Annotated in this window: 25 protein-coding genes; 9 read left to right on the plus strand and 16 right to left on the minus strand. The window is 67.8% G+C overall.

The window, feature by feature from the left end; translation table 11 throughout:
• Nucleotides 1–71: 71 nt before the first annotated feature.
• Genes ACQ260_RS03980 through ACQ260_RS03990 form a run of 3 tightly spaced genes read right to left on the minus strand, consistent with a single transcriptional unit; the run spans nt 72 to nt 3399 of the window.
• Nucleotides 72–1673, minus strand: coding sequence for an ABC transporter permease (locus ACQ260_RS03980; protein WP_432558092.1), 1602 nt, complete (start codon nt 1671–1673; stop codon nt 72–74).
• Nucleotides 1670–2557, minus strand: coding sequence for an ABC transporter ATP-binding protein (locus tag ACQ260_RS03985; protein ID WP_432558093.1), 888 nt, complete (start codon nt 2555–2557; stop codon nt 1670–1672). The genes ACQ260_RS03980 and ACQ260_RS03985 overlap by 4 nt, the downstream gene beginning before the upstream one ends.
• Complete coding sequence (locus tag ACQ260_RS03990; protein WP_432558094.1) at nt 2554–3399, minus strand: MerR family transcriptional regulator; 846 nt, start codon at nt 3397–3399, stop codon at nt 2554–2556. The genes ACQ260_RS03985 and ACQ260_RS03990 overlap by 4 nt, the downstream gene beginning before the upstream one ends.
• A 109-nt stretch (nt 3400–3508) precedes the next feature.
• Between ACQ260_RS03990 and ACQ260_RS03995 the strand changes: the two genes are divergently transcribed.
• Together ACQ260_RS03995 and ACQ260_RS04000 are read left to right on the plus strand one after the other, a co-directional pair.
• Nucleotides 3509–4270: an ABC transporter permease gene (locus tag ACQ260_RS03995; protein WP_432558095.1), complete on the plus strand. Its 762-nt coding sequence runs from the start codon at nt 3509–3511 to the stop codon at nt 4268–4270.
• A gap of 93 nt (nt 4271–4363) precedes the next feature.
• Entirely contained in the window at nt 4364–5332 is a 969-nt protein-coding gene (locus tag ACQ260_RS04000) for a DUF4097 family beta strand repeat-containing protein (RefSeq protein ID WP_432558096.1), read from the plus strand.
• Nucleotides 5333–5414: 82 nt separating this feature from the next.
• On the opposite strand, the gene ACQ260_RS04005 is transcribed toward ACQ260_RS04000, so the two are convergent.
• The 12 genes from ACQ260_RS04005 to ACQ260_RS04060 form a co-directional block, all read right to left on the minus strand.
• Nucleotides 5415–6641 carry a TsoY family (seleno)protein gene (locus ACQ260_RS04005; protein WP_432558097.1) on the minus strand — a complete coding sequence of 409 codons (1227 nt, stop codon included), beginning with the start codon at nt 6639–6641 and terminating at the stop codon, nt 5415–5417.
• 132 nt (nt 6642–6773) lie between these two features.
• Nucleotides 6774–7856 (minus strand): HD domain-containing protein, encoded by a 1083-nt coding sequence (locus tag ACQ260_RS04010; RefSeq protein WP_432558366.1) that lies wholly within the window; start codon nt 7854–7856, stop codon nt 6774–6776.
• A gap of 169 nt (nt 7857–8025) precedes the next feature.
• Nucleotides 8026–9495 (minus strand): 2-hydroxymuconic semialdehyde dehydrogenase, encoded by a 1470-nt coding sequence (locus ACQ260_RS04015; protein ID WP_432558098.1) that lies wholly within the window; start codon nt 9493–9495, stop codon nt 8026–8028.
• Nucleotides 9496–9620: 125 nt separating this feature from the next.
• Nucleotides 9621–9842 carry a tautomerase family protein gene (locus tag ACQ260_RS04020; protein ID WP_432558099.1) on the minus strand — a complete coding sequence of 74 codons (222 nt, stop codon included), beginning with the start codon at nt 9840–9842 and terminating at the stop codon, nt 9621–9623.
• Nucleotides 9842–10645, minus strand: coding sequence for a 2-keto-4-pentenoate hydratase (locus ACQ260_RS04025; RefSeq protein ID WP_432558100.1), 804 nt, complete (start codon nt 10643–10645; stop codon nt 9842–9844). The genes ACQ260_RS04020 and ACQ260_RS04025 overlap by 1 nt, the downstream gene beginning before the upstream one ends.
• A 72-nt stretch (nt 10646–10717) precedes the next feature.
• The gene (locus tag ACQ260_RS04030; RefSeq protein WP_432558101.1) at nt 10718–11533 is read right to left on the minus strand and encodes an IclR family transcriptional regulator; all 816 of its coding nucleotides are present in this window, start codon (nt 11531–11533) and stop codon (nt 10718–10720) included.
• A 190-nt stretch (nt 11534–11723) separates the two neighbouring features.
• The gene (locus tag ACQ260_RS04035) at nt 11724–12161 is read right to left on the minus strand and encodes a GlcG/HbpS family heme-binding protein (RefSeq protein ID WP_432558102.1); all 438 of its coding nucleotides are present in this window, start codon (nt 12159–12161) and stop codon (nt 11724–11726) included.
• Nucleotides 12162–12324: 163 nt separating this feature from the next.
• On the minus strand, nt 12325–13239 hold the full coding sequence (locus tag ACQ260_RS04040) for a catechol 2,3-dioxygenase (protein WP_432558103.1): 915 nt from the start codon (nt 13237–13239) through the stop codon (nt 12325–12327).
• Between the two features lie 38 nt (nt 13240–13277).
• Nucleotides 13278–13601 carry a 2Fe-2S iron-sulfur cluster-binding protein gene (locus ACQ260_RS04045; protein ID WP_432558104.1) on the minus strand — a complete coding sequence of 108 codons (324 nt, stop codon included), beginning with the start codon at nt 13599–13601 and terminating at the stop codon, nt 13278–13280.
• A gap of 187 nt (nt 13602–13788) precedes the next feature.
• Complete coding sequence (gene dusB, locus ACQ260_RS04050) at nt 13789–14982, minus strand: tRNA dihydrouridine synthase DusB (protein WP_432558105.1); 1194 nt, start codon at nt 14980–14982, stop codon at nt 13789–13791.
• Nucleotides 14983–15075: 93 nt separating this feature from the next.
• Nucleotides 15076–16473: a glycine--tRNA ligase gene (locus ACQ260_RS04055; RefSeq protein ID WP_432558106.1), complete on the minus strand. Its 1398-nt coding sequence runs from the start codon at nt 16471–16473 to the stop codon at nt 15076–15078.
• Between the two features lie 120 nt (nt 16474–16593).
• Nucleotides 16594–16890 (minus strand): antibiotic biosynthesis monooxygenase family protein, encoded by a 297-nt coding sequence (locus tag ACQ260_RS04060; RefSeq protein ID WP_432558107.1) that lies wholly within the window; start codon nt 16888–16890, stop codon nt 16594–16596.
• A 76-nt stretch (nt 16891–16966) separates the two neighbouring features.
• Between ACQ260_RS04060 and ACQ260_RS04065 the strand changes: the two genes are divergently transcribed.
• Genes ACQ260_RS04065 through ACQ260_RS04080 form a run of 4 tightly spaced genes read left to right on the plus strand, consistent with a single transcriptional unit; the run spans nt 16967 to nt 20128 of the window.
• Complete coding sequence (locus tag ACQ260_RS04065; RefSeq protein WP_432558108.1) at nt 16967–17971, plus strand: metal ABC transporter substrate-binding protein; 1005 nt, start codon at nt 16967–16969, stop codon at nt 17969–17971.
• Nucleotides 17962–18867, plus strand: a complete 906-nt coding sequence (locus tag ACQ260_RS04070; RefSeq protein WP_432558109.1) for a metal ABC transporter ATP-binding protein — start codon at nt 17962–17964, stop codon at nt 18865–18867. The genes ACQ260_RS04065 and ACQ260_RS04070 overlap by 10 nt, the downstream gene beginning before the upstream one ends.
• On the plus strand, nt 18864–19724 hold the full coding sequence (locus ACQ260_RS04075) for a metal ABC transporter permease (protein ID WP_432558110.1): 861 nt from the start codon (nt 18864–18866) through the stop codon (nt 19722–19724). The genes ACQ260_RS04070 and ACQ260_RS04075 overlap by 4 nt, the downstream gene beginning before the upstream one ends.
• On the plus strand, nt 19721–20128 hold the full coding sequence (locus tag ACQ260_RS04080) for a Fur family transcriptional regulator (protein WP_432558111.1): 408 nt from the start codon (nt 19721–19723) through the stop codon (nt 20126–20128). The genes ACQ260_RS04075 and ACQ260_RS04080 overlap by 4 nt, the downstream gene beginning before the upstream one ends.
• A gap of 21 nt (nt 20129–20149) precedes the next feature.
• Here ACQ260_RS04080 and ACQ260_RS04085 read toward each other — a convergent pair whose 3' ends face one another.
• Nucleotides 20150–20872 (minus strand): NUDIX hydrolase, encoded by a 723-nt coding sequence (locus ACQ260_RS04085; RefSeq protein ID WP_432558112.1) that lies wholly within the window; start codon nt 20870–20872, stop codon nt 20150–20152.
• Between the two features lie 92 nt (nt 20873–20964).
• Between ACQ260_RS04085 and nadA the strand changes: the two genes are divergently transcribed.
• Genes nadA through nadC form a run of 3 tightly spaced genes read left to right on the plus strand, consistent with a single transcriptional unit; the run spans nt 20965 to nt 24651 of the window.
• Nucleotides 20965–22011 carry a quinolinate synthase NadA gene (nadA, locus tag ACQ260_RS04090; protein WP_432558113.1) on the plus strand — a complete coding sequence of 349 codons (1047 nt, stop codon included), beginning with the start codon at nt 20965–20967 and terminating at the stop codon, nt 22009–22011.
• A 4-nt stretch (nt 22012–22015) separates the two neighbouring features.
• On the plus strand, nt 22016–23758 hold the full coding sequence (gene nadB / locus ACQ260_RS04095; protein WP_432558114.1) for an L-aspartate oxidase: 1743 nt from the start codon (nt 22016–22018) through the stop codon (nt 23756–23758).
• Nucleotides 23755–24651 carry a carboxylating nicotinate-nucleotide diphosphorylase gene (nadC, locus tag ACQ260_RS04100; protein WP_432558115.1) on the plus strand — a complete coding sequence of 299 codons (897 nt, stop codon included), beginning with the start codon at nt 23755–23757 and terminating at the stop codon, nt 24649–24651. The genes nadB and nadC overlap by 4 nt, the downstream gene beginning before the upstream one ends.
• Nucleotides 24652–24682 lie beyond the last annotated feature (31 nt).

Raw genomic sequence — 24682 nt, forward strand, 5'->3', positions numbered from 1 at the left:
CTCAATTCTGGCCTCCGAACGCCCAATTTGCGGATCGATTGTTCAGTTCCTGCGCCGAAACGAGAGTGACCTCAACCGAGGCGCAGATCGCGACGGCCGACCAAGGCGGTGGCGGCGGCTATCCCGACGACGGCGCCGAGCCCCAGGCCGATCGGAACGGGCCCCAGCCAGGCCTTCCAGTCCGGCAGCCCATCCCCCGACGGGGCGTGCCCCAGCAGACTCAGGTCCACCGCCCAGGCCGGGAGGTCGACCAAGGCCCCGAACAGCACCGTGAATCCGCTCCAGGCCACGATGAGCCAGATTGCCGACGCCCACCGCGGGACCAGGCCCACCAGCAGTGCGGTCAGTCCGACACACAGAAGCAGGCCGGGTGCCTCGCCGAGGCTGGCGGACACGGCGTAGGCCATTGGTTCGCCCTCGTCCAACTGTGCCTCCCCGATCAGGCCCATGAGCACGCCCGATGCCGCGAGCAGACCCACCGAGACAACCACGGCCACCAGGACCCGCGCGAGCAGCGCCCGCCAGCGCCGCACTCCAGTGGCCAGCTCGTGGACCAGCCGCCCGCTCGTCTCCTCGCCACGGAAGCGCAGCACCAGCACGACGCCGCAGATCATCACGAGCAGGGCGATGAAGGTGCCGAGGAAATTGAAATAGGCGGCCGCAGGGTCTGCCGGCCCACCCAGCTGGTTCATCAGCTCGCCGGTCGCGGGGTCGGTGGCGATCGTGGTCACGAGCCCGTCGGCCATCGACCCGAACAAGCCGGCCGTCCCGAGGATTGCCAGGCTCCAGCCGGCAATCGATCCTCGCGCGCTGACCCAGGCCCACCCCTCCGGCGTCCGTACGCGGAGTCCCCGACCGCTGCGTTGCGCACCTGCCACCAGTGCCGAGCCCAGCTCGCGGCGCCGCGCCAGCAGGACACCGACGGCACCGAAAGCCGCCGTGATCACCGCGATCGGCGCCAGCGCCCAGAACCGGTCCTCGGTGTACGGTCCCACGACCGTCTTCCACCCGAACGGCGTCAACCACTGCAGGGCATCCGCCCACCAGCCACTGCCGAAGTCCGCGATCACCCGCTCACCGAATCCGAGCGCGACGGCCGCGAACGCCCAGCCGCGTGCGCTGCGCGCATCGGGACGGAGCTGCGCACAGATCACAGCCCACAGACCGCAGCACAGCGGGGCCAGGAACGCGACCGCACCATAGGCCAACGCCCCCTCGACCGTGAGCTCGGAGATCGTGGCCGTCTGGGCCAGCAGGATCAGCGCCGAGCCGCCACCGACGGCGGCACAGGCACCCGCGAGGACCGCGATGGCGCTGCCGAGCGGCACTCCGGGGCGCACGCCCACCGACCGCACCAGTTCCAGCGTCCCCGCGTCCTCCTCGCCACGCGTCATCGAGATCGCGAGCAGCACGGCCATCACCGCGGCCAAGATGACGATGTAGCTGCCGGTCTCCCACGCGAACAACTGCCCGAGTGTGCCGGGATCCGGCAGTTCGCCATAGAGCACCTTCGAACCCTGGGTCGCCTGGAGCTGTTCGACCAGCACCACCCGGGACTCGGGATCCCCGTACGTGGCTTCATAGGACGGTGCCGTGATCGCCACCAAGGAGAGCAGCCCGACGACCCACGCGATCAGCGCGAGGCGATGGCGACGCGCCAACAGCCTGATCATCGCGCCGCCACCTCGTAGTGCCGCAGGAACAGGTTCTCCAGACTCGCGGGGGTCACCGTGACATCAGTGGCACCGGCGTTCGCGATCAACGCCAGCACCTCCGGCAGCTCGTCCCGGCCGACCTCCGCGACCAAGCGCTCGTCTGCGACCTCGGGCTTCCAGCGCCGCAGGTCCTCGGCCAGCGCCGGGACCTCCGGACCGCCGACCGCGACCTCGAGGGCCGCCAGATGCCGGAGTTGGGCGAGGCTGCCGGACTCCACGATCCGGCCGTCGCGCACGATCGTGACATCGGTGCACAACCGCTCCACCTCGGCCAGGATGTGGCTCGACAACAGGACCGTCCGGCCCTCGGCCGCCGCCTCCTCGATGCAGTGGGCGAACACCGTCTCCATCAGCGGATCGAGACCGGAGGTCGGCTCGTCGAGAATCAACAGCTCGGTCGGTGCGGCCAGCGCCGCGACGAGCAGCACCTTCTGCCGGTTGCCGGTCGAATAGGACCGCACCCGCTTGGACGGGTCGAGCGCGAACCGCTCGATGAGTTGGTTCTCCCGTTCGCGATTGCGTACGCCACGCAGCCCTCCCAGCACGTCGAGCACCTGGCGTCCGGTCAGATTGGACCACAGCGCAACGTCGCCGGGAATGTAGGAGATCTGGCGAGTCACCTCGGCAGGGCGGACCCCGGGATCGAGCCCGAGCACCGAGACGTGTCCCGAGGTTGCCTGATAGAGCCCCAGCAGGACACGAATGGTGGTGGACTTGCCGGCGCCGTTCGGGCCGAGGAATCCGTGGACACTGCCGGGTGCGACCGTCAGGTCGACGCCGTCGAGAGCTCGGAACGACCCGAACGTCTTGACCAGGTCGCGGACTTCGATGGGTGGGGTCATGAGTGCTGTCCTCTCGTGGTGACGGGGTTCGGGGCGCCTGTGTCGTCGATAAGCGCGATGATCTGGCCGACGCTGCGGCGGATGACTTCCTCCTGGCGGCCATCGCTGCAGACGAGGATCGAGAAGTTGATCAGGGCCTCCATCGACCGGGGCCGTCTGGCCCAGGCGGGCAGGATGTTGAGCATGCCCTCGGTGATCTCGCGGTTGTCCAGCGACCACTGGACCATCGCGGCCACGAGGTCGTCGATCTCCGCGGTCGCGTTGTCGTCGGCCAACTCGGGCAGCCGGGCATAACGCGTATAGAAGTCGACCACCAGCGCCATGTCCTCCGGGGTGAGTGCGTTGATCAGCCGTTCCGCCCGTTTCGGCACCAACCCCCTTTGGGCGAACATCTCCGCGAGCCGGCGTTCCCGCTGAAGCACCTTGCGGGCCGCGGGATCGCGGGTGGCGTCGGCAAGCCGGTCATAGAAGCGTTCCAGCGCGGGCGGCAGGGCGGTGAGCTGGCGGCCATCCTCGGCCATTGCGATGAGGGCCGTGATCCGCCGCCGTTGGGACTGCAGCTCGGTGATCCGCTCGTCGATGCTCGTCGCGGTGGCGCGCAGGTCATGGAGGCTTGCCGACTCCGCCAGCTGGTCTTCCGCGGCCAGCAACTCGGCCACCGCGTCGAGCGACAACCCCGCTTCGGCCAGCCAACGAATCCGCAGGATGCGGGCGACGTGTTCGAGGCCGTAGTCCCGGCGTACCCCCCTGCCGGAGGGCACCGGCACCAAACCGACCTGATGGTAATAGCGGATTGTCCGCACGGTCGTGCCCGTCAGTTCGGCGCAGTCAGAGATCCGCATGCACCATTCTCGTCATGTGACGTTGCGTCACAGTCAAGTCCCTTTCGGGGTACGCGTCCGGCCACCACGCACACGCGCTGCTCGTGGCCGAACGATTACGCTGACGGCCATGACCCCCACGGAGCCCGGCTGGCCTCTCGCCATCGCCCTCATCGCGTTGGTTGCTCTGGCTGTCGCCGTGTCGCTGGTCGCCCGGCTGGGGCTGAGCCGGTCGGTGCTGTGGGCCTGTCTCCGGGCCGTGGTGCAACTCGCCGCCGTCTCATTGATCATCACCGCGACCCTGACCCACCTCGCGCTCGCGATCGGCTTCGGGCTCCTCATGTTCGCGGTCGCTGTGTTCACCTCAGCAGGCCGCTGCGGCGTGCGTGATCGCTGGTGGTGGGTCGCCATGGCGATGGCGGCGGGAGTGTTACCGGTGCTCCTCATCGTCTTCTTGTCCGGCACCGCTCCCCTGACCGGCGCCGCGCTGGTGCCCATCGCCGGAATCATCATCGGCAACACCATGACCGGACATACGCTCCTGGGGCGGAAGGCGTTCGGCGAATTGCGTGGCCGCATCGGGGAATACGAGGCCGGGCTGGCCCTCGGGCTGGAACGCCCGATGGTGATCGAGGCCATCATCGACCGGAGCCGCGCGGAAGCGGTGATCCCTAATCTGGACTCAACCCGCACGGTCGGCTTGGTGACTCTGCCGGGCGCTTTCGTGGGTGTCCTGCTTGGTGGCGGCAGCCCTCTCGAGGCCGGGGCAGCGCAGGTCCTCGTGCTGTTCGGCATCCTCGCCGCCCAGTTCGTCACTGTCACCGTGGCCGCCTGGCTGGTCGGCTCGGCGCATCTCCTCCCGGAGGATCTCAGGTCTCGGTTGCGTCCCTGACCGGACCCTGACCGTCACCCGGAACAACCCGCGCGCGCACTGACAATGCCCTCCCCGGGTGATTGGCTCGAGGGAGCACCGAAGGAGACCATCATGCGCCCCTCGTCCCCTGAGCCGACTTATCGCAACCCGCACGACCCGAACGATCCCGAGCCCTGGGGACCTGCTGAGACTTTGCCGCCGAGCGCCCCGCTGGGTCCGGTCGCGTCAACCGGCGGACCCGGCGCGGTGGACGGCAGACCGGCGCGGCACGATGGCCGGCGCAGCGGCCGGCGCATCGGCGCGGTGCTCACCACCGGTCTGGTCGTCGCAGGGGCTGCTTGGGCGGGTGCGGGTCTCCTCGGCTCCGACGTGACCACGGAGGTGACAGCCCCGGTCACCTCCGTGCGGGTGATCTCGGGCAACACCGCCATTCAGGTGCGCTATGAGGACGTGCCGACCGCTCGGATCGTCGAGCACGATCGCCAGCGGGGCAGCCGGCTCGAACAGCGGGTCGTCGACGGGGAACTCATCGTCGATTATCGCGGTGGGGGCTTCAGTTTCGGGCCGTCGTTCAACCGCCGATTGGACATCGTGTTGCCCGCCGGCACGAGGCAGGACACGCCCGACCTGGTCGTGCGCGGCACCACAGGCAGCATCACGGTCGACGGGGATTTCGGCACGACCGACCTGACGACCACGACGGGCTCGGTGCATGCCTCGGGTAGCTTCGACACCGTGCGGACGAAGGTGACCACCGGGGGCATCGACGTGACCGGACGAGCGGACAGCGCTTCTGCCGAGAGCACGACGGGCAGCATCGACATCCGCGTCGAGGGTTCCCGAAGCGTTCGGGCGCAGGCCAGCACAGGGTCGGTCGATGTCACGGTGGACGGCCCGCAGCCCGATGAGGTTGAGGCGAGAACGACCACGGGCAGCGTTGACGTGGATGTCCCGGACGGCAGCTATGCGGTGCAGGCGACCAGCCGCACGGGCAGCGTGCGGGTCGACGTCGACGAGGACGGGGCGGCGCCGCATCGGATCCAGGCCGAGACCGGCACCGGTTCAGTGCGCATCTTCTGACTTCCTTTGCACGCCGAAGGGTCCGGTCGCAATGACGCAACCGGACCCTTCCGCGTTGTTCGACGCCCTAGGGGCCGACCGATCAGACGGCGGCCAGTTCCTCTTCCTTGGCAACCGGCTCGTTGTGGCTGACCTTCGGGTCGCCCATCAGGCGGCGGTCGAGCTGGAACAGTGTCTGGATCGTTCGGACCTGGAGGAGCAGCACCAGCGCATGCAGCGCGAGGTGCACCGGCGAGAACAGGGTGACGATGTCGGTCTTGACCAGGCCCCAGTGGATGAAGAACATGCTCAGCACCGACAGGGCGACGCCGGGGCAGATCAGGCCATAGGAGGGGATGCTGCTGTCCGTCCCGCGCACGAACCGTGCGAAATACCCCTGGCGGCGCATGACGGCCCAGCCGATCAAACCCATCACCAGTTGTGCCGCCACGAGCAGGCCAAGGACGACGAAGGTGATGACAGGGTTGAGCTCGGTGTCCAGCAGGTTGTGGCTCACACCCGAGGCGAGACGGACAAAGGTGATGCCGACGAGCGTGAAGATCGGAATGCCCATCCACAGCGTCGGACCGCCCTCGATCGCGAGGCCGTTGCGCAGGATCGCGGCAAAGCTCACCGGCAGCTTCACAAGGATCCAGGCGGCAGCAGCCGCGAGGAAAATGAAGGCGCCCACCATGCCGAGAACCGAGACCGCGGTGATCTTGCTCATGGCAGCAGGCGCTGCGAAACCGACCGCGATCATCGTGAAGGCGAACGCCGGCAGGATCTGGGAGAAGTGATTGGTGTCGTCGTTGTCGAAGCCCTGCTGCGAGATGAGGCGGGCCAAATAGCGACCGAAGAAGAAGAACGCGAGCGCGCCGATGGCGGAGAAAGCCAACAGCGAGAACGGGAACAGCCACTCGACCTTGCTCCACAGGCCCGGAATGCCGAGGGCACCCAGGATGAACAGCACGTTCACGGTCATGGCGAGGGTGAGCGGGACAGCCATGAGCGTCACCTCACCGTTGGAGGAACGCAGCGCCCGATAGGCCGGCTCGCGGCGCAGTCGGTTGAACGCACGCAGGTTGGCGAGCAACACCAGGACGTGCTTGATCGCGAAGAAGACGATGCCGATCAGCGCGAGCGTGGTCATCACCTGGAGGCCGATCCCCTCCACCCGATAGACGTTCACCACGTCGGAGAACGTCGGCATCGGGCTGGTCGGGTGCGGGATCAGAAACATGAGGTACATGAAGAACGACACCGACAGTCCACCCGCACCGAGTGCGGCGAGGAAATAGAGCGGTCGATATTCGCGAGCGAACCGTGGCACGGTGAACTCCTTCTCGATCAAGACCAGGGACACCCCCCGGGGTATGAGAAAGACCATATCTTATACCCCGGGGGGTATCAAAAGGAACGGTCGAACGTGCCGCTCAACGGTCCACAAGCACGCCGCCGGCGCTCACTGATTCCGGTCGATGCCCTTCGGCAATCGGTCCTCCGGCCAGCCCAACTCCCGCACCGCTGTGTCGAACGCATAGCGGTCGGTCATGCCACCAATCCACGTCACCGCGGCATGGATGGCCTCGGGACTGCCCGGATCCGCATCCACACCCCGTCGGATGGCCCTGGGGCGCTGTGCGAAGTGATCGACCAGGGCCCGCAGCACGTCGACGACGGCGACGGCCTGCGCGACCGACTCGGGACGGGTATAGATCCGCTCGTAGTTGAACGCCCGCAGCGCTGCCAGCGCCTGCGCGGGCCCCGCGGCCATTCCGACTTGGCCCGTCGATTCGACCGCATCGATCACGGCGTGGACGAACGTGCGCAATTGCTCACGTCGGGTGCGTCCGCACACGGCGGCCACGTCCGCCGGAATGTCGGCCTCGCGCACGATGCCGGCCTTGATCGCGTCCTCCAGGTCATGCGCGCAATAGGCGATGCGGTCAGCCCAGGAGACGACTTCGCCCTCCACGCTGCCGGGCGCAGGTCGGGACCATGAGTGATTCCGGATGCCGTCCAAGGTTTCCGCGCAGAGATTGAGCGGTGCCAGCACCACATTGGCCCCCCAGGGCCCGTGGTCATAACCACCGGGCACGTAGGGGTCGAAAGCATCCTCCGAGGCGTGTCCCCCGGGGCCGTGACCGCAGTCGTGACCGAGCGCGATCGCCTCGGTGAGACTCGCGTTCACCCCGATCCCGCGCGCGATCGACGTCGCGACCTGAGCAACCTCGAGCGCATGAGTGAGCCGGGTCCGCTCGTGATCGGCCGGATGGACGACCACCTGCGTCTTGCCGGCGAGCCTTCGGAAGGCGTTGGAGTGGACGATGCGGTCCCGGTCCCGCTCGAAACACGTGCGCTCGGGATCCGGCTCCTCCTCGACCACTCGATTGCCCGCGCCGCGCGCCAGCGTCGCGCCCGGCACAAGCATCTCGGCTTCCCGCTCCTCACGGAACTCCCGACCCCGACGCTGCCCCAAACGCACAGCCGCGACCGAATCGCGATGAGCCCGGATGACGGACTGCTCGTGCCGGTGGCCGGCCATCGTGGCGGCCCACTCGACGGAGCGGGGCAGCGGGTTGTTCATGGGGCTCCTCTGCGTCGCGTACGCCCAGACCCTACTCTCACCACCCGACACCCCGACAGGCTGAAGCCCCGGCCGCTCAGCGCCCGGGGCTTCACGCTGTCAGACCCTGAAATCAGGGTGCCTGCACTCAGTACTTCACGCAGACGTTCGACAACTCGGTGTAGAAGTCGAGCCCATGCACGCCGCCCTCACGGCCGATGCCGGAGTGCTTCATGCCGCCGAACGCGGTCCGCAGGTCACGCAGGAACCAGCTGTTGACCCACACGATGCCGGCCTCCAGCTGCGGCGCGACCCGGTGGACCCGGCTGGCGTTCGTGGTGAAGAACGTGGCCGCCAGACCATAGTTGGTGTCGTTGGCCAGCTTGATCACCTCGTCCTCGTCGGTGAACGGGATGAGCGCCGTGCACGGGCCGAAGATCTCCTCGGTGGCGACCCGGGAGTCGTGGGTCAGTCCGGTCCAGATCGTCGGCTCCACCCAGGAACCGCCATCCCGCTCGTCCTCGAACGCGGGCGCGCCACCACCGGTGACGACGGTTGCCCCCTCCTCCTCGGCGAGCTTGTAGTACGACAGCACCTTCTCGCGGTGCTCGTCGGAGACGACCGGACCGAAGTTGGTCGTGTCCTCATCCGGATAGCCGTAGTGCAACTGGTTCTCGGCGTAGTCCTTCAACCTGTCCCGGACCTGGTCGAAGATCGACTCGTGCACATAGACCCGCTCCGTGCCCAGGCAGACCTGGCCCGTGTTCAGGAAGCACGAGCGTCCCAGTTCCTTGATCGTCAGGTCGAGATCGGCGTCCTCGAACACGATGCCGGGGTTCTTGCCGCCCATCTCCATCGACGCACCCTTGAGTGTCGGGGCGATGGCCTTGAGGATGATGGAGCCGGTCAGGGTCTCGCCGGTGAACGTGATGCCGTCGATGTCCGGATGAGAGGTGAGCAACTGCCCGGTGTCACCGAAGCCGTGGACGACGTTGTAGACGCCCTCGGGCACGCCGACCTCGTTCATGACCTCGCCCATGAGCGTCGCCGTCGACGGGGTGACCTCGGACGGCTTGACGACCACGGTGTTGCCGCAGGCAAGCGCGGGGCCTGCCTTGAAGGTCATGAGCAACAGCGGCAGGTTCCACGGCGAGATGATGCCGATCACGCCGCGCGGTCGGCGCACGCCGTAGTTCAGTGCGCCCGAGCCGTCCGGCGTGTCCAGCATGAAGGTCTCGGTCGGGTTTTCCCGGAGCACGTCCGCGAAGGCGGCGAAGTTCGAGGCGCCACGCGGAATGTCGACGTGGGAGGCGACGGAATAGGGCTTGCCGGTGTCGAGGACCTCTGCCTCGAGGAAATCATCGAAGCGCTTCTGCACGCCTTCGGCGATGGCCCGGACCATCTTGGCCCGGTCCTGCTGTGTCAGCTTGCCCCAGGGTCCGTGCAGGGCGGCGCGCGCGGCGGCGACGGCCGCGTCCACCTCCGCCTGTCCGGCCTTGTGAGCCTTGGCGGTCACCTCACCGGTGACCGGATAGAGAACGTCGAAGGTCTCGCTGGTCTCGACGTACTTCCCGTTGATGAAGTTCGGCAGTTGCCGAACGGTGATGTTCTTTCGCACGGATTGTGTCCCTTCCCTGGGATCGACCGAGCGCGAGCGAACCAGCGCTCAGCTTCGTTGAGGGCGCTTTTCTGTATTCACGAGACGAGCGCCCGGTGCCCCGCAAAGAGCACCGGGCCCCGCACTTAACTCTGCGTACCCGCTGCGTTGCGTTGTCTCTCGGCGCGTTCGGCGAGCGTTTCGTCCGCCGCCGCGAAATGCGTCCTCGGCACCTCGCGGATGATGACCCGCACCGACTCCTTCTTCGCCACGTCGGTTTCCACCACGGCGTTCGTCAGTTCTGTGATGAGCGCGCGCAGCTTCTCCGGGGTGCGGCCTTCGGCCAACGTGACCTCGATGATCGGCATCAGCTCGCCTTGTCCGGATCCTCGCCACCATCGATGGTTACTGCACCGAGCGTCCCGAATTTCACCTCGACCTTGCTCCCCGGCGGAGAGAAGACGGCGTCGGTGACGCCACCGGTCAGCACGACCCAGCCGGGCTCGATGGCCAGTCCACGACGAGCGAGATCGTTCGCCGCCAGAGCGAGAGCCTCGCCCGGGTGGCCCTGGACGTCCTTGCCGGTGCCGGTCTGCTCGAGCTTGCCGTCGACATAGACCTCGACGGATTCCGTCAGCAGATCGATGTCATCGGGGCTGACCGCCTGGTCGATCACGACATAGGCGCCGCTGGAGGCATTGTCGGCAATGACGTCGCCGGCGCGGAACCGGAAGTTCCGATAGCGCGAGTCGATGACCTCGGCGCCGCCCGCCACGGTCTCCACGGCTGCCATCGCCGTCTCACGCGTCACCCCCGGGCCCTCGAGTCGGTCCTTCATGACGAAGACGATCTCGGGCTCGATGCGCGGATGGATGAGCTTCGCCTGCGGCACCGGGTCACCGATCTCCATGACCATGTCGTCGGTCAGCCAGGCAACGAACGGCGCGTGCACATTCATGCGGCGCTGCTTGGCCTCACTGGTGAGTCCGAGCTTCACGCCGATGAGCTTCTCGCCGCGCGCGAGCCGCTTTTCAAGATTGGCGTCCTGGATGCGATAACCGGTGTCCACGTCGAGTTCGGGCCACTCGTCGGTGAACGGCTCCCGGTCACGTCGCTCCGCCTCACAGGCGAGCAGTTCGGCAGCGACGCTTTCCTCGTCCCACTGGGCCATGGATCCTCCTTGATGATGGCTTACGGATGCCACGTTACCCACGCGACACCACCGAGTCGTCCGTCAGACCGGTCAGCTGGGCATTCCGCCCGGTCTGCGCATCATTTCGTGGGCAATTCGCCTGGCCGAACGCTGGAGGACCTGGACCAGCAACGGCAGCCGCATGCCCAGATCGTGTCGTCGGCCGAGAAACGAGAGCGCCGACGTGACCGGACCTCGCGCATCCATGATCGGCACGGCGACGCTGCTGATCCCGTCATAGGACTCGTCCTCGCTGAGCGCGTACCCCACTTTCCGGACCGACCGCAGCGCCGCCTCCCATTCGCTGCGCGTCCGGACGGTCGATCTGGCCCGAGGTGGGAAACCTGCCTCCGCCCGGACCTGGGCGAACTCGGGATTCCACGCAGCGATGGCTTTCCCGGAACTCGCCACGTGAGAGGGCAGCCGTCGACCGGACTCGCTGAGGTTCCGCCCGGACTCCGGTGACTCGAGTCGCTCGATGAAGACGATGTCGGCGCCATCGCAGACCGAGAGGTTGACCGTCAGCCCGGTCCGGCGACTCAGGTCAAGGCAGATGGGCATCGCGACCGCCCGCAGGGGATGGCGGACCTGCGCCAGGTGACCGAGCTCGAACAGGTGAAGGCCCAGCCGATAGCGTCCGCTGTCCTCGTCCTGCTCGATGAAGCCACGGGACCGCAGGGTGGACAACAGCCGGTGCGCGGTGCTCTTGGCGATGCCGAGCCGCCGCGCCAGGTCGGAGACGCCGAGTTCCTCCTCGGTCGCGAAGCACTCGAGCAGGTCGAGCGCCGAACCCACTGACCGCAACCCGCCCGCTTCCTCGGCCTGCTTGGGAGTGCTGGTGCGTCGATCGTCCTCAATCCGCGACACGGCCCCTCCCCCCTGGTCGCGCGGACCACGCTGCCCGGCTGCGACGGTCCGTGCCTGCATTCTGGCGCGCGCTCCGACGGGGAGCAATAGCCCCTTCTCCCTCCCGCGGACGCCTCAGCGGTCCCGACCGGGCAATGGAAACGGGGCGTCCGCAGAACCTGCGGACGCCCCGGATCGACGATCGGAGGGGTCAGCCGCCGGTGACAGCGTCGGCGCCCGCTTGGGCAACGGTCGCGTCCTCCTCTGCGGAACCGCCGGAAACGCCCACAGCACCGGCGACCTGGCCGTCGATCATGATCGGCACGCCGCCACCGAACATCACCAGGCGCGGACGGTGCGGAAAGCCGATCATCAGGCCGGGGTCAGGGTCGCCCGAGAGCGCCGGAACCCACTGGGAGGTGGGGAGGCCGTTGCCGATGACGACGGAATAGGCCTTGTCCTGGGCGATGCCGCTCGAGATCAGCATCGCTCCGTCCATGCGCTCGAACGACATGAGGTTGCCGCCGGCGTCGACGACGGCGATGTTCATCTTGGTGTTCGTCTCCTCGGCCTTGGCGAGGGCGGCGTCGAGGGCAGCGCGCGCACCGGCACGGGTGAGGGTGGGCTGGGACTTGGTCAGCTCTGACATGGGACCTTCCAGTGTTCGACTCGTTTGGTGGACGCCGCTCAGGCTATCCATCGCGGGTCCCCCGGGACAGAGTCACCCCCGCCCCATGGGATCCATGAGGCGGGGGTGAACAGGTCAGGTCAGCGGGCAACTCCGGCGCGGTGGCATCCGGCGCTGCCACCGATCAGGTGAACACGGTGGTGAAGCGCTCGTTGAGCTCCCGTGCGTGATAGAAGATGCCCTTGCCCACCTGGTCGGCGGTCCAGGTGACCATCGGACGGTCGCGGTGGGAGAGGAGCCCACCGGCGAACACCTCGTTGCGGTTGCCCGAGGGGTCGAAGAAATAGACGGTCCGGCCGCGGGTGATGCCGTGACGGGTCGGGCCGATGTCGATCGGGACATCGTCCATCGCCATCAGGTCCGCCGCCCGGCCCACTTCGTTCCAGTCCTCGAGGCGGAACGCGAAGTGGTGGATGCCGGCCTGCGGGCCCTTGAGGACCGCCATCTGGTGATAGATGTTGTTGTTGGTCATCCACACCGCGATGGTGTCGGCGTCGTCGTCCAGCGAGGTGGCAACACGCTCGGTGGTGAAATAGTCGAAGGTCGCGATGAAGAACTTCTCCATCAGGGCCGGGTCATCGGTGCTGAGCAGCGAATGGTCGAGGCAGGGGGCACCGATGCCGACCAGGTGACGCGGGAACGCCTCCGGGTTGTGGGTGCCGACCTCGGTGCTGACCTCGGTCATGTGGTGATAGACCTCGAAGACGTGCTCCGAAGGTGTGTGAATGCGGATGCCGTCACCAACCTCGGGGTTCTCGCCCGCGGACATGCGCTCGACGGTGGCGCCAAAGTCCTGGGCGCGCTTCTCGATGACCGCGATGTCGTCTTCGTATTCGACCTTGAAGCCATACTTGATGACGCCGACGCCGCCCTCTTCGAGCACGACCGAGTGGTGGTTCCACTCGTCCCAACCCTTGTACCAAACACGATTGCCTTCGGCCTTCATCTCATAGAGGCCCATCGTGTTGGCGTAGTGGTTCTTCGCCTCCGCCATGTCGGTGACCCGCAGGTGGATGTAACCCAATCGCATGACGCTCATACAGCAACTCCTTTGTCGACGAGCGTTGAATCTGCCGATCAGGCAGCAGGGGGATGCAGCAACGGGTTTGTCACCCGAAGGGCTGACTTGAGCAGAGTGATCCTGATCTCCTCACCCTGGGGAACGGCCCGGCAGCCCAGGCAGACTCCCTCGGCGCGCTCCTCGGCGGGCAACGCAGTCTCAGCGACGGGTCGGTTGTGCTCGATGGTGCCTTCGACGACGCGAACCTTGCAGATCCCGCAGCCACCGCGACGGCATCCGAGGAGGAACGTGTAGCCATTCTTGTTGAGCGCGGCCATGATGGTGTCGCCCTCAGCCACAGGCACCTTCACCCCATTGGGTTCGACGATGATCTCCGGCACTACCTCACTACCCTTTCCCCGATCCCCGCGGCTCAGCCGCTCCGCGAGGTAGACCCTAACTTTCCATGGCAGACCTCTTCAAGACACTTGCGTTCCCGTTAGCGGAACGAAACACGCCGTCCGCGACGTGATGTTGATCATAGTTCGGCAAGCGCTCTGCAGAGCGTCGTTCAGGAATGTGGTCGCGTCAACCACCAGAGACATCGCTCTCCGCGCCGGACAGGTCGAGGGCGAGCCCGGAGCGGTCGGCCAACCAACCGTCCGGCATCACGACCTTCGCGCGCGGGGAACCCTGTCGCCCGCGCGGTGCACCCAACTCCCGGGTGGGGAACGGCGCGGCTGGGTCGAGCTGGGCCAGCCGGTCATCAAGTTCGGCGACCGAGCTGACCATCGCCAGCCCTCGGCGGGCGTCGCCACCCACGGGGTATCCCTTGAAATACCACGCCATGTGCTTGCGGAGATCCGCGAGGCCACGCTTCTCACCCATGAGTGACGCCATCAGTTCACCATGGCGGCGTACGGTCGCAGCGACCTCACCCAAATTCGGCAGCGTGCGCTCCGACCGCCCGGCGAACGCGTCCGCCAGGTCCCGGAACAGCCACGGCCGGCCCAAGCAGCCACGGCCCACCACCACGCCGGCGCAGCCGGTGTGTTCGACCATCCGCAAAGCCGTCTCGGCCTCCCAGATGTCACCGTTGCCGAGGACGGGGATGTCCACCGCGGCCACGAGTTCGGCGATGGCATCCCAGTCGGCTTCCCCCGAATAGGACTGCGCGACCGTGCGCCCGTGCAGCGCGATCGCGGCACACCCGGACTCCTCGGCGATCCGACCGGCATCGAGATAGGTCAGGTGGTCGGCATCGATCCCCTTGCGGGTCTTCATGGTCACGGGCACGCCGTAGCGGTCCGCCGCCGCGACCGTCGCGGTGAGGATCGCGCGCAGCCGGTCCCGTTTCCACGGCAGTACGCCGCCACCGCCCTTGCGCGTCACCTTGGGCACCGGGCAGCCGAAGTTGAGGTCGACATGAGCGACGCCGAACTCGTTGCACAGGATTTCCGTGGCGTGCGCCATCGTGGCCGGATCGACGCCATAGAGCTGCACCGAATGCAGCGTCTCCCCCGGGTCGAACGCGAGCATGTCCAACGACTTCCGGTCACGCTCCACCAGCCCGCGCGACGTGATCATCTCGCAGACGAACAGCCCCTTGCGACCGGTGCCCGGCTCTCCGCCCGCCTCCGCCTGCTCCCGGCACAGCTGCCGATAGGCCGCATTGGTCACCCCGGCCATCGGCGCCAGCACGACCGGTGTCGTGCTGGTGACCGCACCCGGGCGGGAGGGCGCGGCGAGGACAAGTGGGGCGTACGCGGGCAGGGTCTGCATAGGAGTGACGAGCGGCCTTCCGGGTCGACGAACCGGGTCATTCTAGTCGTCTTCCGCCCGGTCGGCCGCCAGAGTTTCGCCGGGACCTCCTGATCAGCAGCCGATCAGGCGCTGGGCGAGATAGCCCTCGACCTGGTCGAGCGCGACGCGCTCCTGGCCCATCGTGTCGCGGTCGCGAACGGTGACGGCCTGGTCCTCGAGGGTGTCGAAGTCCACGGTGATGCAGAACGGCGTGCCGATCTCGTCCTGGCGACGATAGCGACGGCCGATCGCCTGGGCGTCATCGAAGTCGACGTTCCAGTTCTTCCGCAGTTGCGCGGCCAAGTCCCGAGCCTTCGGCGACAGGGACTCGTTCCGCGACAGCGGAAGCACGGCCACCTTCACCGGCGCGAGGCGCTTGTCGAGTTTGAGGACGGTCCGAAGGTCGGTGCCGCCCTTGGCGTTGGGCGCTTCCTCCTCGGCGTACGCGTCCACCATGAACGCCATCAGCGACCGCGTGAGGCCGGCGGACGGCTCGATCACATAGGGCGTCCAGCGCTCGTTGGCCTGCTGATCGAAGTACTGCATCTGCTTCTCCTTGCCGGAATGCTCACCGTGCGTGGAGAGATCGAAATCGGTGCGGTTGGCGATGCCCTCGAGCTCGCCCCACTCCGATCCCTGGAACTGGAAGCGGTATTCGATGTCGACCGTGCGCTTCGAATAGTGCGAGAGCTTCTCCTGCGGGTGCTCATAGAGGCGCAGGTTGTCGCGGTCGATGCCGAGATCGGTGTACCACCCCACGCGGGCATCGATCCAGTGCTGATGCCATTCCTCGTCGGTGCCGGGCTGCACGAAGAACTCGAGCTCCATCTGCTCGAACTCGCGCGTGCGGAAGATGAAGTTGCCGGGGGTGATCTCGTTGCGGAAGGACTTGCCGACCTGACCGATGCCGAACGGCGGCTTCATCCGAGCGGTGGTCATGACATTGGCGAAGTTGACGAAGATGCCCTGGGCGGTCTCGGGGCGCAGATAATGCAGACCGGACTCGTCCTCGACCGGGCCGAGGAACGTCTTGAGCAGACCGTTGAACAGCCGCGGCTCGCTCCACTGCTCCTTGGCGCCGCAGTTGGGGCAGGCGATCAGCGCCATGTCGACCGTGTCGGGGTTGTCGATGCCCTTCTTCTCGGCGTACTCCTCCTGCAAATGATCCTCACGGAACCGCCGATGGCAGGACTTGCACTCGATCAGCGGGTCCACGAAAGCCTTGAGGTGACCGGAGGCCTCCCACACCTTGGACGGGAGGATCACCGAGGAGTCGAGGCCGACGACGTCGTCACGGCCGGTGACCATCGTCTTCCACCACTGGCGCTTGATGTTCTCCTTGAGCTCGACGCCATAGGGACCGTAGTCCCAGGCCGACCTCGTCCCGCCATAGATCTCTCCGCAGGGGAACACGAACCCGCGGTCCTTGCAAAGGTTGATGACTTTGTCGAGCCTGCTCTGGGGCGCCACACGAACTCCTCGATTTAGGGGCACACGGATACCCGGCTGGCATCCGTCGGTCCGCAGCACAGGCTAGCGGGACTCCGCGAACGCAGACAGTTGCCGCGGTCAGTGGACTCCGGGGAAACGTCAGTTGGACCGCGGCAGGTTCTCACCCACGACGTCGGGCGCGGCGTACGCCGAGGGCTCGTCGATCGCCTCCGACAGCAGCGGCACCACCACCATCTTCGATTCGATCCCACCGAGCGCCCGACGATAGGACCCCACGTTCTCCCATCGAGTGACGAGGACCCAGAGATCCGGCTCGTCGAGGTTCTGGCCGACCTGGGCATCGAGAAAGCCCGGCTTGCCACGGAGAATCTCGACCACCGGCGCCAGCCGCGCATCGAAGTCCGGACCCCCACGAAACCTGTTCACCACGATCACGGCCTCAACCCTAAGCCACACCACGATCGCGCCTTATTGGTTTTGATTTTCAACTTCGACATGCCACGATGGGGCCATGCGTTCATTCACCCGCACCGCCGGAGTCGCTCTCGCCACCGCCGCACTGCTCGCCACCGCGGCCTGCGGAGGGGGCACGGGCAGCACGACCAACGACCCGGGGACGGGTGACAAGCTCGACGTGGTCGTCGCCTTCTATCCCTTGCAGTTCACTGCCGAGCGAGTGGCCGGGGACGCCGCGACGATCACCAACCTCACCCAACCGGGCGCGGACGCCCACGGGCTCGAACTCACCCCCCGCCAGATCGCCGCCCTCTCCGAGGCCGACCTCGTGATCTATCAGAGCGGCTTCCAGCCGGCGGTCGATGACGCCATCGCCCAGATCAAACCGGCTCGGGCCCTGGATGTGACGCGCGTGGCCACGGTCCACACCGTCGACGCGGCCGGCGAACACGTCCACGCCGGCGAGGATGCCCACGCGGGCGAAAACGAGCACGCAGGCGAGGAGGGGCACACCGAGGACGACGGTCACAATCACGGCAGCGCCGACCCCCATCTGTGGCTCGACCTCGACAACATGCGCAAGATTGCGGATGCCACCGCGGAGCAGTTGGGCGAGGTTCGCCCCGAGGAGCAGTCGGCGTTCCGGACGAATGCGGACGCGCTGAAGGGGGAATACGTGACGCTGGACGAGTCCTTCAAGTCCGGCCTGGCGACGTGTGAGCGGCGCGAGATCATCGTGTCGCACGCGGCCTTCGGCTATTTGACCGACCGCTACGACCTGACGCAGATTCCGATTCGCGGCCTGGAACCCGACCTGGAACCGTCTCCCGCCCGGGTCGCCGAAGTGCAGCGACTGGCCCGCGAGCACGGTGTCACCACGATCTTCTATGAGACGCTGGTCTCCCCGGCCGTGGCTGAAGCGGTGGCCGGCGACCTGGGCCTCAAGACCGACGTGCTCGACCCCTTGGAGGGGCTGACACCTCAGTCGAAAGGCTCGACCTATCTCGAGGTCATGAACTCCAACCTCGCGGCACTGAAGGCGGCGAACGCGTGCAGCTGACGAACTCCCCCTCCTCCGATCGAGCCCCCGGCCGGGCCGCCGATCGGCGGCCCACGGCGGGCACGACCGTGCTCGCGGTCGAGGATCTCGAGGTGGTGCTCGGCGCCACCACGGCCCTGACCGGCGCCACCACCACGGTCCGCCAAGGCGAGGCAGTCGCCCTCATGGGGGCGAACGGATCCGGGAAGTCCACGATGCTGAGGGCGATCCTGAATCTGGTCCCGCACAAGGGTTCGGTCGAGTTGTTCGGCACCCCCCACCCCCGGTTCCGGGACTGGCACCGCATCGGTTTCGTCCCCCAGCACTCGGATCCGGCGCTCCAGCGGGCCAGCGTCCGGGAGGTCGTGTCGACGGGGCGTCTCGCTCGCCGGCGACCCTTCGCCATGGTGGGTCGCTCCGAGCGCCGGCTGGTGACCGAATTGATCGCCCGCGTCGGCCTGCAGGGTCGTGAGGGCTGGGAAATGAGCGAACTGTCCGGCGGTCAGCAGCAGCGCGCCCGGATCGCACGCGCGCTGGCCACCGAGCCCGACCTGCTCGTGCTCGACGAGCCGCTCGTCGGCCTCGACCTGCCGTCCCAGCGGGGGTTGGCCGACCTGCTGCGCGAGTTGAAGGAACAGGGTCTCGCGATGCTTGTCGTCCTGCATGAGCTCGGCCCCCTCGGTGCACTGATGGACCGGGCGCTCGTGCTCGACCACGGGCACCTGGTGCACGACGGCAGAGTGCCCAGCAAGGACGACCAAGCCCGGCTGCTCGCCACGGGCGAGCTCTCCCTGCACGCCGACTGCCGCGAACACGTGCACGGCCATGACCATCACCACGAACACGACACCGAGGCGACCGAGATCACCAGTGGCCCCGGGCTCGTGGACAACCCCTGGATCGGGGAACGCTCGTGAACCTGCTCGACTTCGCGTTCATGCAGCGCGCCCTCATCACCGCGTTGCTCACCGGCCTCATGGCACCCGCCATCGGCACCTATATCGTCCAGCGCCGTTTGAGCCTGCTCGGCGACGGTCTCGGGCATGTGGCGATCGCGGGCGTCGGCCTCGCCGTGATGACGAACACCGCTCCCCTGCCGGTCGCGATCGTCGTGTGCACCGCCGGCGCGATCGCCGTCGAACTGCTCCGCCAGTTCGGCAAGGCGACCGGTGACGTGGGCTTGGCAATCCTGTTCTACGGCGGCCTCGCCGCAGGCGTCCTGATGGCGGGAGTCGCCGGCCAGGGCGCCGCCGCGCTCAGCCAATATCTGTTCGGCTCCCTGACCACCGTCTCCACCAGCGATGTCTGGTGGGTCGCCATCCTGTCCGCAGTGGTGCTCCTGGCAGCCCTGGGCCTCGCGCCGCAGCTGTTCGCGGTGTCGACCGATGAGGAATACGCCAAGGTGCTCGGCCTCAGGACACGGGCTTACAACCTGCTGATCGTCGTCCTCGCCGCCATCACCGTCACGGTCTCCATGCGCACCGTCGGGCTCCTCCTCGTCAGCGCACTGATGGTGGTCCCCGCCGCCGCGGCGGGCAACCTGGTCCGCGGCTTCACCGCCGGGCTGCTGACCGCGATGGGCCTCGGGGTGCTCACGGCCGTCGGCGGGACCGTCGGGTCCTTCTATTTCGACACGGCACCCGGTGCGCTGATCGTCATGCTCGCAATCGCGGTGTTCGCTCTGTCCTGGCCCGTGTCGGCCCTCAAGGCACGGCACGGCCGCGGGGCCGATGCCCATGCGCACGACGCCGTCCCGGTGGGAGGCAGCGCATGACCCGCCTGCCGGCCCGGCCCCCGCAGCCGGGGCTGCGACGAACCCGGCAACGGGCTGCGATCAGCGATCTGCTCGGGGAGATCGACGACTTCCGCACCGCCCAGCAGATCCACGACATCCTGCGCGACAACGGCGAGGCCGTCGGACTCACGACGGTCTATCGCACGCTCCAGGCCATGGCGGACGCCGGTGAGGTGGACGTGATCCGGCACGACGGCGAAGCAGCCTTCCGGCGGTGCCACACCGCGGCGCATCATCACCACCTGGTCTGCCGCAAATGCGGCCACGCCGTGGAGATCTCCGCACCGGTGGTCGAACAGTGGGCGGACGAGGTCGCCCGCGACCACGGCTTCCGTGACGCCGACCACGAGCTCGAGATCTTCGGCGTCTGCCGCAACTGCTGACCAATCGTCGGTCAAGAAGGTCTAGCGGGACGGCCGCAACACCGCGAACGGGTCGGTGACCTCCAGTTCCCGCGCGGTGAAGCGATAGAGCCGGGGCGGTCTGCCACCGTTCTCCCCCGGCTCGCCGAAACCTCCCGTCGCCTCGAGTTGAGCGCGCCGGCGGAGGATGCGCTGCAGGTTCGTGACCGAGATCTCCTGGTCGAGCGCCACCTCATAGATGTCCCGGAGTTGCGCGAGCGTGAACTCGGCGGGAACCAGCGCGAACCCAAGATTCGTGTACGACAACTTCGACCGCATCCGCGCCACCCCCTCGTCGATCACGTGGGCATGGTCGAAGGCCATCGAGGGCAGGTCCCCCACCGGCAACCAGGCCGCATGTTGCGGCAGACGCGGCTCGCTCGTGGCGGCCACCAGTCCCAGATAGGCGGTGGCGATCGTGCGCTGCGACGGGTCGCGCCCAGGTGCGGAGAGGGTCCGCAGTTGCTCCAGGTGCGAGATCTCCTCCAGTTCGACCTGGGTCGCGAGGTGTCGGCGTACGCTCGCCCCGATCGCCTCGTCCTGCCCGACCGGACCGCTCGGCAGCGCCCAATCACCCGCGAATGGGTCGCGGCGGCGGCGCCAGGCGAGGACGGAGAGGGTGTACGCAGGCTCCCCGGCGCCGGCCACCCGCGGCCGGACCTGCAGAATGACCGCCAGCGCCTCATGGCGGAAACGGGCCACCACAGGCTCCTCCAGCTGCTCCACGGGGCCACCCTATTAGACACGGCCAGTTTTTGCTTGCTAGGCTAAAACCAGTTTTCGCCCAATGAGCGATAACCCTGAACCGCGGAGGACCGATGACGACCACCGATCTGGGCACCGACAAGACCTCTGCCGGCTCGCTGCCGACCAGCGACGACTGGCAGAACTGGACGCCGGCCGAGTTCGAGGCCTGGGCCGCCGAGGTCCACCGGCTGGCCGAGGAAAAGGACGCGGTGATCCTGGCGCACAACTATCAGTTGCCCGCGATCCAGGAAGTCGCCCACCACGTCGGCGATTCGCTCGCGTTGTCCCGGCTCGCCGCCACCGCCACCCAGAGCACGATCGTGTTCGCGGGCGTGCACTTCATGGCCGAGACCGCAAAGCTGCTCTCCCCCGAGAAGACCGTCCTGATCCCGGACGCCAACGCCGGCTGTTCGCTCGCCGACACCATCACCGCGGAGCAGTTGCGGGAGTGGAAGGCTGAGCATCCCGGGGCCGTCGTGGTGTCGTATGTCAACACCACCGCCGCCGTGAAAGCCGAGACCGACATCTGCTGCACCTCCTCCAACGCGGTCGACGTCGTGCGCTCGATCCCGGAGGACACCCCGATCCTGTTCTGCCCGGACCAGTTCCTCGGCGCCCACGTGCGTCGCGAGACCGGCCGCAAGAACATCCACGTCTGGCTCGGCGAGTGCCACGTGCACGCGGACATTTCCCCCGCCGACCTGGAGCAGCAGGTCAAGGACAATCCCGAGGCCGAGTTGTTCGTCCACCCCGAATGCGGCTGCACGACCAGCGCCTTGTGGATGGCGTCGTCGGGCGACATCCCCAAGGACCGGACCCACATTCTGTCCACCGGCGGCATGCTCGATGAGGCGCGCAGGACCACGGCCAAGAAGGTCCTCGTGGCCACCGAGGTCGGGATGCTCCATCAGTTGCGCAAGGCCAATCAGAAGACGGACTTCCAAGCCGTGAACCCCCAGGCCGCGTGCCGGTTCATGCAGATGATCACCCCGCCGAAGCTGCTGCGGAGCCTGCAGGAAGGCGTCGACGAGGTCGATGTCGACCCGGAGACCGCAGCCCGCGCCCGCGCGGCGGTCGAGCGCATGGTGGCCATCGGCAACCCCGGCAGCGGGGAATGATCGCGTGAACAATCCGGAATCCGGTGCCCGGCGGCCGCCGGCCGCCCCCGCCGCCGACTCCCGGCCGGCTCCCGGCCTGCCGAGCCCCGGAACGCGCGGCCGCGCCATCGGTCGCGAGCTCGCCACCCCTCCGGTCGCCTGGACCGACACCGCGCAGGTCGTGGTGGTCGGCTCCGGCGCCGCAGGTCTGGCGACGACCGTCGAGTTGGCGACGGCCGGGATCGACACATTGGTCGTCACCCGCGGAGAGATCACCGAAACCGCCACGGATTGGGCCCAGGGTGGCCTCGCCGCGGTGTGGTCCGACGAGGACTCGCTGGCCCTGCACGTGTCCGACACGCTCACGGCGGGAGCGGGTCTGTGCGATGTCGACGCGGTGTGGGACCTGGTGACGAATGCCCCGGAGGCGATCGAAGAGCTCATCACGCTGGGGGCGCAGTTCGACACCGACGCCACCGGCGCCTATGACCTCCACCTCGAGGGCGGCCACCACGCGCGGCGCATCCTGCACGCCGGCGGCGATGCCACCGGCCGCGAGGTCCAGCGCACCCTGTCCGCCGCCCTCCACGCGGCGATCCTCAACCCGGAGTCGTCGATCCGGGTCCGAGCTCATACTCGCTTGATCGACGTCCTCACCGACGCCGACGGCGCCGCCTGCGGCGTGCGGGTGATCGACGCCGACGGCCGGATCGGCGAGATCGCCAGCCCCGCGGTAGTCCTCGCTGCCGGTGGGATCGGACAGCTCTGGTCCCTCACCACCAACCCCTCGGTCGCCACCGGGGACGGGATCGCCGCAGCGTTGCGGGCGGGCGCGACGATCCGGGACATCGAGTTCGTCCAGTTCCACCCGACGATCCTCGTCGTGCCGGAGGCCCACCGGCGGCCGGGCGACCGCGGCGTACTGATCTCCGAAGCCGTCCGCGGCGAAGGCGCCTTCCTGATCGACCGGACCGGAGCCCGGGTCATGCAGGGATTGCACCCGCTCGCCGACCTCGCCCCCCGCGATGTCGTGGCCTCCTCGATGGAGGCGCACATGGCGCGCACGGGCGAGCCCAACCTGTTCCTCGACGCCACACATTTCGGCGCCGACAAGTGGGAGTCGCACTTCCCCTCGATCCTCGGCATGTGCCGGGAGCGGGGCGTCGACCCGGTCACCGAGCCCATCCCGGTCCGGCCCGCCGCGCACTATCTGTGCGGCGGGGTGTCGGCGGATCTGCAGGGCACGACGGAAGTACCCGGTCTCTATGCCGTCGGCGAAGTCGCCGCCACCGGGGTCCAGGGTGCAAATCGCCTGGCCTCCAACTCCGTGACCGAGGGGCTCGTCGCGGGTGAGCGGCTGGGCGCTTTGCTGGTCGGCGACCGGTTCGGCTGGACTCCGGCGGAGACAGTACGCAGGGCTGCTGCTCCCGTGACCGATCCAGCGGCTCTCGTCGACCTCCGTCGAGCGACCGACGAGGGCGTGTCGGTCCACCGGACCGATGCGGGCCTGCGGGCGGCGCTGCGGACGCTGGCCGAGCTTCCGGCGACGGACGACTTCTGCCATGAGAGTCTCGATGCGGAGAATCTGCGTACCGTCGGCACCCTCGTCGCAACCTCTGCCCTCGCCCGCACCGAATCGCGGGGTTGCCACCGCCGCGCGGACCATCCGCAGCAGGTGCCGGCGTGGGTGCGCCGGCTCGCGTTGCGGTTGAACGGCGGGCTGCGGATTCGCCAAGAACCCATCAACGCCGAGGAGGACCCCGAATGACCAGCTGGCCCACGGAGATCACCGATGCCCTGACCGACGCGGGCCTCGATCCCGCACACGTTGCCGAGGTCATCGACCGCACCCTGGCCGAGGACCTCTCCTGGGGTCCGGACGTGACCAGCGAAGCCACGCTCGACGCCGACGCGACCGGCACCGCCGATGTGGTTGCCCGCACGTCCGGCTGTCTGGCCGGTGTCCCGATCGCGGCGGCGGTGGTGCACACGATGGCCGCACAACAGGGCGTCCAAGCCACCACCACGCTCGTCGCCGCCGACGGCGACCGCGTCACCAAGGGCGATCTGGTGCTGACGGTGACCGGTCCCCTGCGCTGTCTGCTCACCGCCGAGCGCACCATGCTCAACCTGCTCTGCCAGTTGTCCGGGGTGGCGACGGCGACTGCAGCGTGGGCCGATGCGCTGGCCGGCACCGAGGCGAAGGTCCGCGACACGCGGAAGACGGTGCCCGGGTTGCGGGTGTTGCAGAAGTACGCGGTCCGCTGCGGCGGTGGCGTCAACCACCGGATGGGGCTCGGTGACGCCGCACTCATCAAGGACAACCACGTGGCGGCGGCCGGCTCGGTCGCCGCGGCTTTCGCAGCTGTGCGCGAGCACTCCCCCGATATTGCCGTCGAGGTCGAGGTCGACAACCTCGACCAGCTGCGCGAGGCCATCGACGCCGGCGCGGAACTCATCCTGCTCGACAACATGACTCCCGCTCAGATGCGCGAAGCTGTCGCCCTGTGCCGACCCGCCGGTGTGCGGACCGAGGCCAGCGGCGGGCTCACGCTGAACGATGCACCCGCGGTCGGTGCGACCGGCGTGGACTTCATCGCCGTTGGTGCCCTGACGCACTCGGCCGTCGTGCTGGATCTGGGGTTCGACCTGCGCGCCTGACCGCACTGGCCCCGCCCCGCCTGTTCCGCCA

Origin of the sequence: Ammonicoccus luteus, assembly GCF_050880385.1 — a bacterium.
Lineage (GTDB): Bacteria > Actinomycetota > Actinomycetes > Propionibacteriales > Propionibacteriaceae > Enemella.